Source organism: Rhodoferax fermentans, assembly GCF_002017865.1.
Lineage (GTDB): Bacteria > Pseudomonadota > Gammaproteobacteria > Burkholderiales > Burkholderiaceae_C > Rhodoferax > Rhodoferax fermentans.
Genome location: NZ_MTJN01000002.1, coordinates 2,195,574 through 2,209,977 on the forward strand (window position 1 = coordinate 2,195,574; position 14,404 = coordinate 2,209,977).

Consider the following 14,404-nt stretch of genomic DNA (forward strand, 5'->3'; position numbering starts at 1 on the left):
GCACTCGATGCCAAGAGGTGGTTTGGACTTGACAGTGCGTCCTCCTGTGTCCGACAAGGAACTCGTTGATCTCCTGTTAAACCTTGAGTTTTTACCCGGCGACGACATCGGGAGAGCGCGAGCCCTATATGAGGAAGCCGCTCAAAGACAGGCGCTCACCTGGACCGCCCCCCCGCCGGAGCCAGTGGCAACGTCTGCCGCGATTGAAGAAAATGAGCGCGGCGCACCTTCCGGGCAAATAGCGGTTTCTGTTCAGGTCATTCCAGATTGTCCTAGCTTCGATGGACTATTCCCACCTCCGTCGTTCGACGAACTGCTTGCGCGAGGATGGATTCGTCAGACGTGGGGACGATTCTCGGTGCCAGATGAACTTAGGATTGCCTGTCGTCGTCAGCCACAGGCTGCTGGCACGGCATTTAAGTTGTTGGTTGAAGCGCTGTACCGGGATGTATTTAAACAGCGAGAAGGATTCTCCCCTGAAGGCGACCTTCAGGTCATCGCCAACGGTATCGTCACAGAACAATTTCGGCCTAGTGAGGTTACATGTGTCTCTCGCCCTTGGATTGCTGCAAGACTATGGGACGCGCCTGTGGTTGCTTCAAATTGCTCCGGCATAGATGACGCCCAGCAGCGCCTGAGTCGCTGGATAGATAGTTGGACGCTCCTGAATTGCCCATCATTTTCAATAAGCAGTTATCTGGAGCCGGCCTCTTTTGAAGAATTCGTGAAGTCAGGCCTTGCTGTACTAGCGGCGGACTCAACCACGCCCGGATGGGCTGAGTTCAGAGAGGCAGCAAGAGCTCCGATAACCTTGCTGTATCCGCATCGAGCCGCGCATGTGGAAAACGTCGTTTCACCGGTACCGGCGACGACGGTTGAACGCGTAGACTGGATGTCACGGGGACTAGCGGAGCAAACCTTCCACGAATACTTGGAGACTAAAGGCTCGAGTCTGCTAGACGCGCTCCTAAATGAAATACAGGAAGCCACGTTCGACCCCAAGCATCTTGCTTCCAGGTTGATGGAATTTGTCGTCAAGCGGCCAGTCCTGCTTCAGCAGCTCGTATTGAGAGTTCGGCAAGCACCTGTGCTGCTTGCCGACATGCTTATGGTTCCGGCGACCTGCCCATTGGCGTGCAGCCTCATCGCAAGATGGGAGTACAACACAGGCGGCTGGAATCGGGATTTTCAAGCTCAGGCAAATGACACAACAGCAATGCTTGCGTTTGAAGACGCTATTGCGTTGTTGGGTGAACATCTTGATGCAGAACGAGTGCCCGCTACTGAGTTGGCGGCGCTGTATCGGTACATCTACGAGCTGGCGTCGAATCCTCGTAAGCGTTTTAGGCATTTCGCAACGCTGCCATTGCTGCGGCAGGAGCTGGCATCAGCGGCCACAAGCATCCAGGACGCAGTATTTGCCGCATTAGTGGCATCGGCTTCGTCCGGCACTGACAAAATGACCGGGTTTTGTGCAGCACTCGATTTTATTTCTGACGGAGGGGGGGTTGACCGCATTGACCCGTCAGAGATTGTTTCGTTATACCTAGATAATTTGCTTCTGCATACCGAGCGTGGCGGACTTACCCAACTGGGCTTGCCAGCCGCCCAGTCGTTTGTTTTCCTTGCTTTGAGATGTGAGGAGCGTCTTCGCAGCCGCTTCTTGGGGGCTATCGATGTACGGGCCTGGCTACAGGCCGAACCGACAGCCCCAGATGAGCAGCCTTCAGTACGCAACTTGTTGGCCCGGCGCATCAGGGCACATATTCGGTTATTGTCCCGAGCCACGGCAGGGTGGCCAACCGAAGTTCCGAATGAGCTCGTTGATGCGCTATCGAGTGCCGTCCACGCTGGAGCAACGGACCAACCACAGCGCGGCAGGGTCGATGCATTTGTTCCAGGACCTGGCTTCGGATGCAACTGGGGGGAGGAGGAGCCAATCGCACTAGATTTGGCAAAGGCGCTTCGACGACTACAGGGAAATTCACTCCAAAGACTCGTGACTGAGCTTTGCCAAATAGATGAGCCAATTGCTCTAGCTGGCATCATCGCAAATACGCCGGTAGCTGTTCACGAACAGATCAAGAGGCGCCTGCAAAGTTTGAACCCTGAAAATGCGCCTGAGGTGTGGAATTGGTCGGCACTGCAAGCCCGAGTTGATGCGCTTCTGAATGCAGAGCTGCCCGAAGTTGCGGAGGTTTTTATAGCAGCGGAGCGCGAAACCAGAACATGGGGGCCTGTGCGGGGCCGAGAAATTGCAACGATTCGAGCAACCCTTCGGATGCTGATGCTGCGGCAGGACTGGCCCGCCATCACTTCGTACAGCTTGCCGGAGAATTTGGGTGAAGCCCTACGGCGTGAGGGTGAAGATTTGCTGCTGTTCTATCGGGGTATCGCAGAGCTAAAGAAGACGGATGGAAATCCCGCGGCTGCCGAAGCTATGTTCTTGGAATTGACCCAACGGAACCGTGGGGTCACGTCTTACCGCATAAATCTTTTTGCTTGTCGTGTTAGCCGCTTACTTAGCGGCAATAGCTTTGGAATCTTGTCGGGAGATGCTCTTACGCAAGCAAAGCGCTACCTTGCCGAAGCTCAGCAAGAAACTCGGCCCCTAATCCAGCACTCTCCCGCAGACCTCAAAGCCCTGGACGTCAACCGCGCGATGTTGCTGATGGCCGTCGGCCAACCCCTGGAAAGCCTTCAGGTTTTGATGGACCTGACAGATGCGAATAATGACGCAAGCATTGAGGGGTTTCGAGCTCTTGCGATGGCACGACTTGACCGCAAGAGAGAAGCCTTGGTTGTGCTCACTCAAGCCGAGAGCGCATTTGGACGCTCTGACCTTCTCTCGGCTATACGGGCAAATATTGACACACACCGGCCATACGCAACGGCGCCAAACATGTGGATGGACGCTGATCCCGTGCCAGGAATTCGTCACGCGTTTGAGGCCTTCTTGAGATTGGGTGCTGCTGAGCAAGCCCAAGTACTTCATTCACGAGGTGATCTTGAGCTCTACCTGCTTGAGACGGTTCGCGCAGCATGCGCAAGCATCGTTGCCTTAGCCCCAATGATGAGGCGGCTTGACATAGATTGTGAGGACGACATTTCCGGGGTCTTGCTGCAAGTCTTACGCTCGCGTTTGACGCTAACTCAATGGGCAGTAGCAGACCAGTCTCGCGGTGGATTTTCCAAAAAAGGCGGTGTTGGAGAGCGAGACATCGTCATTAGTAAAGACACTGCAACACTTGCTGTGCTTGAGGCACTCATCGCTGACGCGGTCTCAACTGGCAATCTCACATCGCACTTCAAGAAGTTGCTGGGGTATGACACCTGCCGATTCTTCTTTCACATTACCTATGCCCGTCGGTCGAACTGTGCGGACATTCTTGCTCATCTGCGAACTGCATGCGCCAGCCCCCCGACAGGATTCAGCCATATTCGCACCGAACCATTGGACGACTATGATTCCATGCCTGTGGGCTTTAAGGCTTACTACGAGATTGACTCCCGTAATGTTGTTGTCGTTTTTCTGGCATTGGAGATAGGCCAACCTGTTCAACGGGCCGCTGCTGCAATGACATAAACACCCATGACGCCACTGAGGGGATAAAGCGTATTTTTAATTTTGCGGCTCATGAAGTGAAGTGTATTCACGGCGATGGGGCTCAATCTCGGTAGAACGATGGCAGAACTGCGCTTAGAGAAAGAAGCCATCATGCAATAGCTCTTCGCGGCAAGCGCAAAGTACTCACCTTCGACCGTCAGCAAGATTCCCTTGCTGAAGTCATGGGCGATGGGGTTTGGGGTCAGGGACGTTAAGTAGAATGAAAACTTGGTGTGCTATGGAGTCTCAACATATGCTTCCCGTCGTCTCAACTTTTGCATCCACCCCTTGCGTAAGTCTTTGTTTTTTTAAGAGCTGAAATCTCATGTTACGGGTCTAGCTACAGCGATTGCGATAAATGCAACGGTTGACAAAATTTGATATTATCAGAGACTTGTCAACTAGGAGGTCACGATGATTCATGATCGTATCCGTCGAGCGCGCGTGCTGCGGGGCCTCACTCTTGAAGTTCTTGCACAGCGCCTCGGCGACATTTCCAAGCAGGGTTTGAGCAAATTCGAAAAGGGTGAAAGTGCACCCAATTCGACCCGCATCCTGCAACTATCCAAAGCGCTTGGCGTAAAGCCGGAGTATTTTTTCAGGACCGATGCGGTTGAACTTGGGCCGCTGGAGTTCCGCAAGCTCGCAAAGATGCCCAATTACCGTCAGCAACAGGTGGCGGAGCAGATGCGCGAGCACCTGGAGCGGTACGTGGCACTGGAGGGCTGTTTCGACGTAACCGACGGCCTGGTACAACAGTTGCCTCCACGCTCTTTGCCGATCAAAGGCATTGACGAGGCCGAAGTTGCTGCACAGCGCTTGCGCGACCGTCTGCAAATTGGCAACGATGCCGTTGCGAACCTCACCGACCTGCTGGAAGAACACGGCATCAAAGTGGCATTGCTTGACGGTGTGGCCGACTTTGACGGCGCCTGCGCCGCCACCGACGACGAGAAGCATGTACTGATAGCGCTCAACCGCAACCGCCCAGGCGAACGCATGCGCTTTACCGCAGCCCACGAACTAGGCCACTGGGTCATGGCGTTCCCAGATGGCATGAGTGAGGCCGACAAAGAAACTGCTTGCCATCGCTTTGCGGGTGCTTTCCTTTACCCTTCTGACAAGGTTTTGTTGGACTTTGGCTCACACAAGCGCTCCCGCGTCTACCCCGTGGAACTGCTCAATGCCAAGCGCCGTTATGGTGTCTCCATGCAATTGGCGTTGCGGCGCCTGAAAGATCTGCATCTGCTCACCGATGCGGGCTACAGCCATGCGTTCATTGAATTCAGTCGCAATGGTTGGCGCAGCGCGGAACCTGAACCGCTGCGTGCAGAACAGCCGCGGCGCTTTGAGTCTTTGGTGTTTCGCGGTCTGGCCTCTGACCTGTTCAGCCCCTCGCGCGCGGCGGAATTCATGCAGTGTCGAGTGGATGAGCTGGACCCGGCGCTAAACCGTCTGCCAGAAACCGCATGACACAACAGGTCTATATCAGCGACACCAATATTTGGATCGACTTCCGCAATGCGGACCTGCTCGACGCGCTGTTTGACCTGCCTTTTCAACTCTGCTGCACTGACTTTGTACTGTCAGAGCTGCAAGATTTTGACCCGCAAGCGCTGCGCCAGCGCGGTCTCTTGGTGCATGGCCTTGACGAACGCGCAACTGCCCGATTGTTTGGCCTGATGACCGCGCACAACAACAGCTCTTTGGCAGATGTGTCGTGCTACTTGCTGGCACAGGAAACCGGCCATCCGTTGCTCACGGGTGACGGGCGCCTGCGCAAGCAGGCCGTACATGACGGCTTGCAGGTGCATGGTGCGTTGTGGCTGCTGGACCAACTGGTGGCATACCAAGTGACTTCACGCCATGCCGCCGCACTTGGGCTCAAAAGCATGCTGGATCTTGGCGCACGCCTGCCCCCCACCGAATGCCAGGCCAGGCTAAGAGACTGGCAAACCTGAAACCCGCAGATGCGGGCCGCGATCAGAACGTGATCACCTTGTCCGCTTGCAGCGTCCAGTCGGCCAGTTCCGGCAGGGTGCCAATGCTGACGCCGGGACTCAGCGGCAGCTCTGCCAGGCCACGCGCCAGGGCGCAGGTGCGGCACAGCTTGATGGGCACACCCTCATTCACCAGCAGTTCCATCAGGCCCTGCAGGCCGTTGCCACTACCGTCCACCTGGTTGGGCAAACCGGCCACGACCGCGTCGGACATCAAAAACAGACGAAGCTCGGGCCGATCGCCGTCCCGCCCGACCAACGCTGTAGCTAACCGCAGGGCCGAAAGACAGCGCTCGCTGCCATAAGGTGCTGCGTGAACGATGATGAGGATGTTTTGCATGGTGTTCCTCCAGAGTTGCGGGGCCCAGAAGTGTGGCCTCGGATGCTTGGGCAAAAGCTGGTGTCTTCTGCGCAAGGACGGGCACACCAGAATCAACACTGTCCACCAGCGCCTCGGCCAGCTGGGCTTGGGTGGATTGGCTGGCGGCCAGGCGGGCGCGTAACTCGGCGCACAGGTGACGCAACTGGGTGACGCGGGTGACGATGCGGGCCAATTCGTTCAGTGGCGGGAGCGGAATGAGTAGCGAACTAAGAATTTCGAGGTTGATGTTCTTCTGAGCAGTAGCAGGGGCAAATGCGAGCAAGTCAGCTTTTGCCGTTTCTACAAATAGCAAGAAATACTCGACATTGCCCATTGCACGCGCAGGCACAAAGCCTACGACGCTGTCTGGGAAGCAACTGTCGAAACCGAGGGTGGCCGATTCCGCAATATTGGCTGCGATCGTGATGCACAGCGTTCCCTTCGGCCACATTCGACTTTGTTCAAGCCCAAGGTCGCTGTAGTAAGAGTGGACTTCCTGAACAACGCCCTTGGCGCGCGAAACCTCTCCGGTTTGGATGAGTGGGTACTTCGGTGGATTGAATAAGGCAGGATCGTTGCGTGGTCGGTGCTTGGACTTGCCTCGACCAAACTCTCCAAGTTCCGGAAACCGCGCCCAACACCACCCCGGAGGCAAGGCAAACGGCTGTTCATCCTCGGCAACTGGTGGCAGGGGTTTGTCGCGTTTGATCTTGCCTTGGGCGATGAGTTGGTCTTTTTCGGCGCGGATTTTTTGCAGCAGGGCGCTGGCGGGTTCGTCTTGCGGGTCTTGGGGGACGAGCAGGCCGCGCACGGCGAGTTGCAGGATGGTTTGCTCCAGCGCATCCACGGCTTGAGGGCGGTCGAGCAGCAGGTCGAAGTAGCAGGCCACTCGTTGCCAGTTCTCGGCCAGTTGTGCGGGGGTGTCGCTGTCGGTGAGCGCGCCGAGCAGGGTGGCAACGAGTTGGGCGTGCTGCGCGGCTTCAAGCTGGCCTTTGACTTCGAGCGCGTCACACAGCCGCATGAGTTCTTCGACGCGGGTAACGATGCGGGATTGTTCGGCGAGGGGCGGCAGCGGGAACACACAATGCTTCAACTCGGTCATGTTGATCGAAGCCAGGTTGGTCGTCTGCTTTGCCGAGAATGCGAAATAGGCACGGGCAACAGGCGAGTTCAGAAAAAGTTGCGCCCATTGCGGATTCCATTCGGCGCTGGTGCCACGCACTTTGAAAACATGGTTCTGATGCAAGCACGTTGGCAACTCGTCACGCCAGATTGCGGTACGCCCAACTTTGTCCCAGTCGCCACCTTCAGTAATCAACAAATCACCGCTGACCAGTTGAAACCGGTCTAGCTCGGAGCTGTCAATTACCACGTTTTTTATCGAGCTTAGTTTCAGGTGCCAGCGCTGCACATTGGCTACGCGCAGGTAAGGCAACAAGAGGGGCGAGGCGATGAGTGTTTTTCGGCCCAAGGTGACACCACTGGAAATTAGAGCCAGATCGCCAAACCTTGCCCACTTCCACCCCACCGGCAACCCAAACGGCTTTTCCTCCTCCGTGATCTCCGCCAGCGGCTTGTCCCGCTTGATCTTGCCCGCCGCAATCAACCGGTCTTTCTCCACCCGAATCTTTTTCAGCAGTTCACTCGCAGGCTCGTCACCCGGGTCTTGCGGCACCAGTTTGCCCTGCACCGCCAGCGTCAGGATCAGCTCGCGTAGCCGCGCCACACCACCGGGAGCAGTGGCCAGTAGATTTATATTTAATAGCAACATGCGCTTGTTTTATGAGGGCTAGAGGCCAATTTCTCTTGTATTTTCAAGCAGCGCCCGATCACGGGTCAGCTCGGCTTGTAGCTCGGCCTCGGTGGGCAGCCAGGGCTGGTAGCGGCTGGCAAAAATTTGCTCGCTGCCCGCCAGCAGGGAGTAACGGGCCACGGCCTCGTTGCGTTCGGAACACAGGATCAGCCCGATGGTGGGGTTGTCGCCCGGCTGGCGCACTTGTTCGTCAAACACGCGCACGTACATGTCGAGTTGACCCACGTCTTGGTGGCTGAGCTTGCCGACTTTCAGCTCGATGAGCACAAAACATTTGAGGATGTAGTTGTAAAAGACCAGATCGACAAAGGCGTCTTCGCCCTCAATGCGCAGGTGGCGCTGGCGGGCTACAAAGGCGAAGCCTTTGCCCAGCTCCAGCAAGAACTTTTGCAACTGGTCAAGCAGGCCTTGCTCCATGTCTTTTTCGTACCAGCTGGCCTGCGGTTGGCCGTCCAGAAACTCCAGAATGTAGGGGTCGCGAATGAAGTCGCGCGGGCTGAGTGGTGCATCGCGCTGGATCAGGGCGCTGGCTTCGGCTTTGACACCGTCCTGATCCTGGCTGGAGAGGAGGCGCTGGTAATACAGGGTGCTGATCTGTCGGTCAAGCGCCGCCACGCTCCAGGTTTGGCTGACGGCCTCAAGCGCATACCACTGGCGGGCGGCTGGGTCTGGCACGCGCATGATGGCTTTGATGTGCGACCACCCCAATTCGCTCCACGGCGTGGAGCGAATCTCGTTGTGAGGAAAGGTCTGATAGAACTGGCGGTAATTGCGCAAACTTTGTACAGCAAAGCCGCTACCAAACTCCGCCGTCAAGCGCTGCGCCAGAACTTGCAAGGTTTGCGCACCATAAGCGGCGCGATCTTGCCCACCCTGTTCATGTTCCACGATCAACCTGCCCACCTGCCAATAGGCCTGCACCATGGCCTGGTTGACGCTGCGCTTGGCTTGCTGGCGGGCTTGCTGGAGAACGCCTTGAATTTGGGCGTACAGCGTTTCTGCCGAATTGACCACGGGTGCGCCCGTGCTGGCGCTTAAGTCGGTGCTTTGTTTCTTCATGACAAGACCTTCTTTGCAAGCGGAGATTCACTCAGGTTTGATAGCAACATGCCCATATTCAATAAGGGCCAGAGAGCGATTTGGACAAAATATTGCGCAACTCATCGCGCAGCGCCTGGGCCTCGGCTTGCAGGCGGTTGTAGTCGGCCAGCAGCTGCGCCGGGTCGTGGCTGACCGCATCGACCGCGTGGGGGTTTTTCTGGTCCAGGTTGTAGTTGGCGGCCTTGATCTGCGCAATGCTGACCTTCCAGGCGCGTTCGTTTTCAACGCGTGCGGCAAAGCCGTCTGCCTCGTTGCCCCACCAGGCTTTTTCGGCGTCAAACTCTTCGATACGGATGGGTTTGGTCTTGTTGTAGGTCTTGACGCCCGCCGGGTACGGGTGCTCGTAATACCAGACGTCTTGGGTCGGGGTGCCTTTGGTGAAAAACAGCAGGTTGGTCTTGATGCCGGTGTAGGGCGCAAACACGCCGTTGGGCAGGCGCACGATGGTGTGTAGGTTGCACTCACTCAGCAGCTGTTCCTTGATGCGGGTTTTGACACCTTCACCAAACAAGGTGCCGTCAGGCAGCACCAAGGCGGCGCGGCCATGGGTTTTGAGGATGTGTTTGATGAGCACCAGGAACAAATCCGCGGTTTCTTTGGTGCGTACGTCGGCCGGGAAGCCTTGCTCGATGCCCGGCTCTTCGACGCCGCCAAAGGGCGGGTTGGTGAGCACCACGTCCACGCGGTCGGCCTGGGTGACTTCGCGCAGCGGGCGGGCCAGGGTGTTGCCGTGCTGGATGAGGCTGGGCACCTCGATGCCGTGCAGCATCAGGTTGGTGACACACAACATGTGGGGCAGCTGCTTTTTCTCGACGCCGATGATGCTGTTTTGCAGCACCGCCTCTTGCTCGGTGTTGTGGACTTGCTGGCGCAGGTGTTCGATGGCGCAGACCAAGAAGCCGCCGGTGCCGGTGGCGGGGTCGAGCACCTTTTCACCCAGGCGCGGGTTGACCATGTCGACCATGAACTGGGTGACGGCGCGTGGGGTGTAGAACTCGCCCGCGTTGCCAGCGCTTTGCAAATCTTTGAGGATTTTTTCGTACAGGTCGTTGAACTGGTGCCGCTCGGCCTGGCGGTTGAAGTTGATGGTGTTGAGCTTGTTGATCACCTGGCGCAGCAGGTGGCCACTTTTCATGTAGTTGTAGGCGTCTTCAAACACACCCCGCACCACGTAGCCACGCGGGTTGCGCCGGGAGTCACCGCTGAGGCTTTTGAGCGTGGCAAAGAGTTCATTGTTGACAAAACTCAGCAGCACGTCGCCGGTCATGCCCTCGGCGTCCTGCGCCCAGTTGCGCCAGCGCATGGATTCGGGAATGGGGCTTTGGTAGTGGTCGCGGGTGAGTTCCAGCTCTTCTTCGAGCGCGTCAAACACTTTGAGGAACAAGAGCCAGGTGAGTTGCGAGATACGTTGCGCGTCGCCGTCGACGCCGCTGTCTTGGCGCATCACGTCCTGGATGGATTTGATGACGCTGGAAAGGTTGGACATGGGTTGTTGTGGTTTTATATGAAAAATCGGGCTCTAGCCCTTTTATAAAAAGGGCTAGTAGCTATTTAATAAATAGCGTTTGGTGGCTGTGGCAAGTCACTCGTCCAGCCAGTCAAGTTGTGGCCCGACGGGTGGCCAAGTGCCAGCGGCCACACGCTGGGCATACCAACGCAGCATGGCGGCATCTTCCACGGCGTATTCGCTGCGGGCAGATTTCCAGATCAGGCTGGGCTGGCGGGCGCGCAGACCTTCGAGCGCTTTTTGGGCTTTGGCCGGGGTGATCTTGTCGCCGGTTTTGTCGTTGTAAAACTGCAGGGCCTCTGCGTCGTAGGGGCGAAAGCGCGTGCCCAGCTCGAGCATGCGCCACAACACGGCTTGTTCGATGGGTTTGAGGGCGGTGTAGTCGCTGGCCATCTGGGCCTCGTCGTTTTGCTGCTGCTGCGCCGCCTGGGCCAACAAAGCATCTTCAAATCGACCCGTGTGGGTGGCCAGGGGGCTGAGCACTTGGCCCAGCGCCTCCATGAAAAACTGGGGGCGCTGGCCATACAAAACAAAGGCTTCGTGCAGTTTGGCGGTATTGACGTCCGCCAGATCAGACCGCTGCTGGGTGATGATCTGGGCTATGTGGGCGATGAAGTCAGGCCCCAGCTCGGGCATGCGCTGGATTTGTGAGCCGTAAAACGGCGCGGCGTTGGTATTGACCAGACGCAGGAGTTTGTCGCGGTCCGAGCCCGACATGATCAGCATGAGTTTGACCTGGCCGGGGCGATTGAGCTGGTCGCGGGCGGACTTGAGCGCGGCCATGGCGGTTTCACCGGCCTCGCTGGTGAGGGCGTGCTGGGCTTCGTCAATGATCAGCGCCACCGGGTGTTTGGCAGTTTCAACCAAGGCGCGCAACGCATCGGTCAGCGTGGTGCCGTCAACGCGACCTATTTTTGTGGTGTCGATCTTGATGCCACCCACGTTGATGCTCTCCAGACCGGCCGACTTGGCGGTTTTAGCCACCAGACCCAGCTCCTTGACAAGTGCCCGACCTACGGCCTCGGCAATCAGGCTGCCGGGGTCGCGCTTTTGGTCGGCCCACAAGTCCACATAGACCACCACCACCTGCCGCCGCGCCAACTCAGGGCTGAGGTCAGACTGCAAAAAAGTGGATTTACCTGTGCGCCGGGGTGCCGCCAGGAACAAGCCATTGGGCGCGTCGCTGAAAGCCGCTTTGCCTTGCAGGGCGTTGGCCAAGTCTGAAGCGAGGTTGGTGCGCGGGTAGTACAGCATGATTATCCAAGCTTATCAAGATAAAGATATTTTATCTACAACAAGATAAAAATAGATATTTCACCAAAAATAGGTATCAAACAGCGCTGTAGCCCTTATTGAATAAGAGCTGTCTACTATTTTATTTATAGCGTATTCAGGCTGCATACAGCGCCTGCTCCAGCGTCGCCAGGGCGCCCAGGTACTGGGCCCGCCCGCCAAAACTGTGGATGAGTTCGCTGGCGCTGCCCATTTGGGTGAAGGGCTGGACCTTGAACACGTCGTTGCTCTCGATGGTGGTGATGCCCTCATCAGCGTATTTGTCGAGCAAAGCGTCCAGCACCTTGCGCGCCACCGGGCCGTACTGGGTGAACAGGTTGCGCTTTTTGACGCGGCTGGCCCGCTCGCGCCGGGTGATCGGCGGCTGGTTGTAGGCCACGTGGAGTAACAGGTCAAACGGGTCGAGGTTGGTCAGGCCGCTGCTTGCCAGTTCTTCGGCCAGCGCGTCGATCAGCACACCTTGGTTTTCCAGCTCGGAGATCAGGGCGGCTTTGCGTTCGGCGTCGCTCCAAGCTTGCAGGAACTGGTCGAGTGAGTCAAAACGTTTGGTCAGGTTGATGCGGGTGTAGTCACGCAGGCTCTCGGTGATGAGTTTGCCTTGGGCGTTGAGGTACTGCACCCGCTCACGCGCCACGGCCACCGTGACCATACCGCCCACGATGTATTTTTTGGGTTCGTCCGTGTCGCCGGGGGCAAAGGGGCCCAGCGGGTCGTTGGGCGCAGCCGCCCCAGCCGGGTCAACACCTTCTGCGGGCAGCGCGGGGGCTACAAGTTCGGGCGGGTTGATCGGCTCACCAGCTTGGGGTTCGTAAATCTGCACCGGCTCACCGTCAAAGGCGGGGTCGGCAAAGTTGTCGGTGGCGCGTTTGAAGTCAAGGATGGTGAACCAGGTTTTGCCCAAATCCTCACGCAGGCGGGTGCCCCGGCCAATGATCTGCTTGAACAGGGTCATAGACTGGATGTTCTGGTCCAGCACGATGAGTTTGCAGGTCTGCGCGTCGACACCGGTGCTCATCAGGCGCGAGGTGGTGGCGATCACTGGGTAAAGCTTCTCGGGGTCGATGAAGTTGTCGAGCTGGGCTTTGCCCTGCGGGTTGTCGCCGGTGATCTGCACCACGTAGTTGGGCTGGGTGGCGCAGAGGTCGGCATTGGCATTGCTCAGCGCCTGGCGCATGCGCGCGGCGTGGTCGATGTCTTCACAAAAGACGATGGTTTTGGCGTAACGGTCAGTGGCTTTGAGGTACTCGGTGATTTTGGTCGCCACCACTTCGTCGCGTTTTTCCAGCACCAGCTTGCGGTTCATGTCGGGGCCGGTGTAGATACGGTCTTCGATCAAGTGGCCGAGTTTGTCGGTCATGCCGTCGGTGGGGCGCCAGCCAAAGGTGTCTTTGTCCAGGTCGACACGGATGACTTTGTAGGGTGCCAGGTAGCCGTCTTCAATGCCTTGTTTGAGGCTGTAGGTGTAGAGCGGCTCACCAAAGTAGTCGCTGTTGGAGATGTCTTTGGTTTCTTTGGGTGTGGCGGTCAGGCCGATCTGCGCGGCGCTGCTGAAATAGGAGAGGATTTCGCGCCAGGCCGAGTCTTCGGCGGCGCTGCCGCGGTGGCATTCGTCCACCACGATCAGGTCGAAAAAATCGGGGCTGAACTGTTTGTAGATGTTGCTGTCTTCATCCGTGCCGCTGACGGCCTGGTACAGCGAGAGGTAAATCTCGTACGACTTGTTGACTTCTTTGGTGCTCTTGTTGACGGCCAAGTCGATGTCTTCCACCGTGACATGGCCTTGCGCATCGACCCGCTCAATGCCCTTGGCATTGGGGCTGAGTTTGGCCATGGCGCCCTTGAAGGGCCGGAAGTCGTTGACCATGGTCTGGTCAACCAGGATGTTGCGGTCGGCCAGGAACAGGATGCGCTTTTGGCCTTTGGCCTTGTCGGCACGCCAGTCGGACTTCCAGAGCCGGTGAATGATCTGGAACGCGGTGTAGGTTTTGCCGGTGCCGGTGGCCATGACCAGCAGCACCCGGTGCTGCCCGGCGGCAATGGCTTCGACCGTGCGGTTGATGGCCGTCAGCTGGTAATAACGCGGTACCTTGGCAGGGGCGTAAGGGGTTTCGGCCACACGCTGCACCGCAGGTGCCCAGCCTTTCCAGGCGCAGTAACGACGCCACAGTTCTTGCGGGCTGGGAAATTCGTCCAGGCCAATGGTTTGCTCCAGCACGCCGGTGGCACAAGTCGCGTCACGAAAGACAAAACCCTCGCCATTGCTGGCAAAACTGAAGGGCACATCGAGCAACTGGGCGTATTGGATGGCCTGCTGCATGCCCGCATTGACGGATAGCCGGGCTTGTTTGACCTCGACCACGGCCAGCGGGATATTGGCTTTGAAAAACAGCGCGTAGTCGGCGCGCAGCACCGTGTTTTGGTCGCGACGGGCGGTTTTGCCACGCACCACCACGCGGCCGTCGCGCAAGGGGTATTGCGCGTAGATCTGGTCCAGCGTGTGCCAGCCTGCCTGCACCAAAGCCGGACGCACGAACTTGTCGCAGATGTCGCTCTCGGAGAGTGATTTTTTGTCCATGCCGCCGAATCGTCCCTGATTGGTTGCGGTCACCCACTGGGGATTCTCAGCGGTGGTTCAGTGGACGATTTTGCCACTCAGGCAGCCCGGCCTGGCTGGGCCTGGCGCTTCTTTCTTGGCCCGAGCAGCCGTCCAACCGGACGGCCT

The 14,404-nt window shown here is 57.7% G+C and carries 10 protein-coding genes; 3 read left to right on the plus strand and 7 right to left on the minus strand.

Annotation, left to right across the window (positions count from 1 at the left end):
• Positions 1-184: 184 nt before the first annotated feature.
• A complete protein-coding gene (locus RF819_RS10410) occupies positions 185-3,586 on the plus strand; it encodes a hypothetical protein (RefSeq protein ID WP_143541671.1) in 3,402 nt (1,133 codons plus the stop codon).
• On the opposite strand, the gene RF819_RS21000 is transcribed toward RF819_RS10410, so the two are convergent.
• Positions 3,559-3,771, minus strand: coding sequence for a hypothetical protein (locus RF819_RS21000; RefSeq protein ID WP_143541672.1), 213 nt, complete (start codon positions 3,769-3,771; stop codon positions 3,559-3,561). The genes RF819_RS10410 and RF819_RS21000 overlap by 28 nt on opposite strands.
• Before the next feature lie 250 nt (positions 3,772-4,021).
• On the opposite strand from RF819_RS21000, the gene RF819_RS10415 reads away from it, so the two are divergent.
• Entirely contained in the window at positions 4,022-5,080 is a 1,059-nt protein-coding gene (locus tag RF819_RS10415; protein WP_078364923.1) for a helix-turn-helix domain-containing protein, read from the plus strand.
• On the plus strand, positions 5,077-5,568 hold the full coding sequence (locus RF819_RS10420; protein WP_078364924.1) for a PIN domain-containing protein: 492 nt from the start codon (positions 5,077-5,079) through the stop codon (positions 5,566-5,568). The genes RF819_RS10415 and RF819_RS10420 overlap by 4 nt, the downstream gene beginning before the upstream one ends.
• Before the next feature lie 22 nt (positions 5,569-5,590).
• Here the strand turns inward: RF819_RS10420 and RF819_RS21500 are convergent, their stop codons facing one another.
• The 6 genes from RF819_RS21500 to hsdR form a co-directional block, all read right to left on the minus strand.
• Positions 5,591-5,884, minus strand: coding sequence for a DsrE/DsrF/TusD sulfur relay family protein (locus tag RF819_RS21500; protein WP_242473076.1), 294 nt, complete (start codon positions 5,882-5,884; stop codon positions 5,591-5,593).
• Entirely contained in the window at positions 5,775-7,739 is a 1,965-nt protein-coding gene (locus RF819_RS21505) for a restriction endonuclease subunit S (protein WP_078364926.1), read from the minus strand. The genes RF819_RS21500 and RF819_RS21505 overlap by 110 nt, the downstream gene beginning before the upstream one ends.
• Before the next feature lie 18 nt (positions 7,740-7,757).
• Positions 7,758-8,840 carry a PDDEXK nuclease domain-containing protein gene (locus RF819_RS10435; RefSeq protein ID WP_078364927.1) on the minus strand — a complete coding sequence of 361 codons (1,083 nt, stop codon included), beginning with the start codon at positions 8,838-8,840 and terminating at the stop codon, positions 7,758-7,760.
• A gap of 58 nt (positions 8,841-8,898) precedes the next feature.
• Positions 8,899-10,368 carry a type I restriction-modification system subunit M gene (locus RF819_RS10440; protein WP_078364928.1) on the minus strand — a complete coding sequence of 490 codons (1,470 nt, stop codon included), beginning with the start codon at positions 10,366-10,368 and terminating at the stop codon, positions 8,899-8,901.
• A gap of 96 nt (positions 10,369-10,464) precedes the next feature.
• On the minus strand, positions 10,465-11,643 hold the full coding sequence (locus tag RF819_RS10445; protein ID WP_078364929.1) for an AAA family ATPase: 1,179 nt from the start codon (positions 11,641-11,643) through the stop codon (positions 10,465-10,467).
• Positions 11,644-11,779: 136 nt separating this feature from the next.
• Complete coding sequence (hsdR, locus tag RF819_RS10450; RefSeq protein WP_078364930.1) at positions 11,780-14,257, minus strand: EcoAI/FtnUII family type I restriction enzme subunit R; 2,478 nt, start codon at positions 14,255-14,257, stop codon at positions 11,780-11,782.
• Between the last annotated feature and the right edge of the window lie 147 nt (positions 14,258-14,404).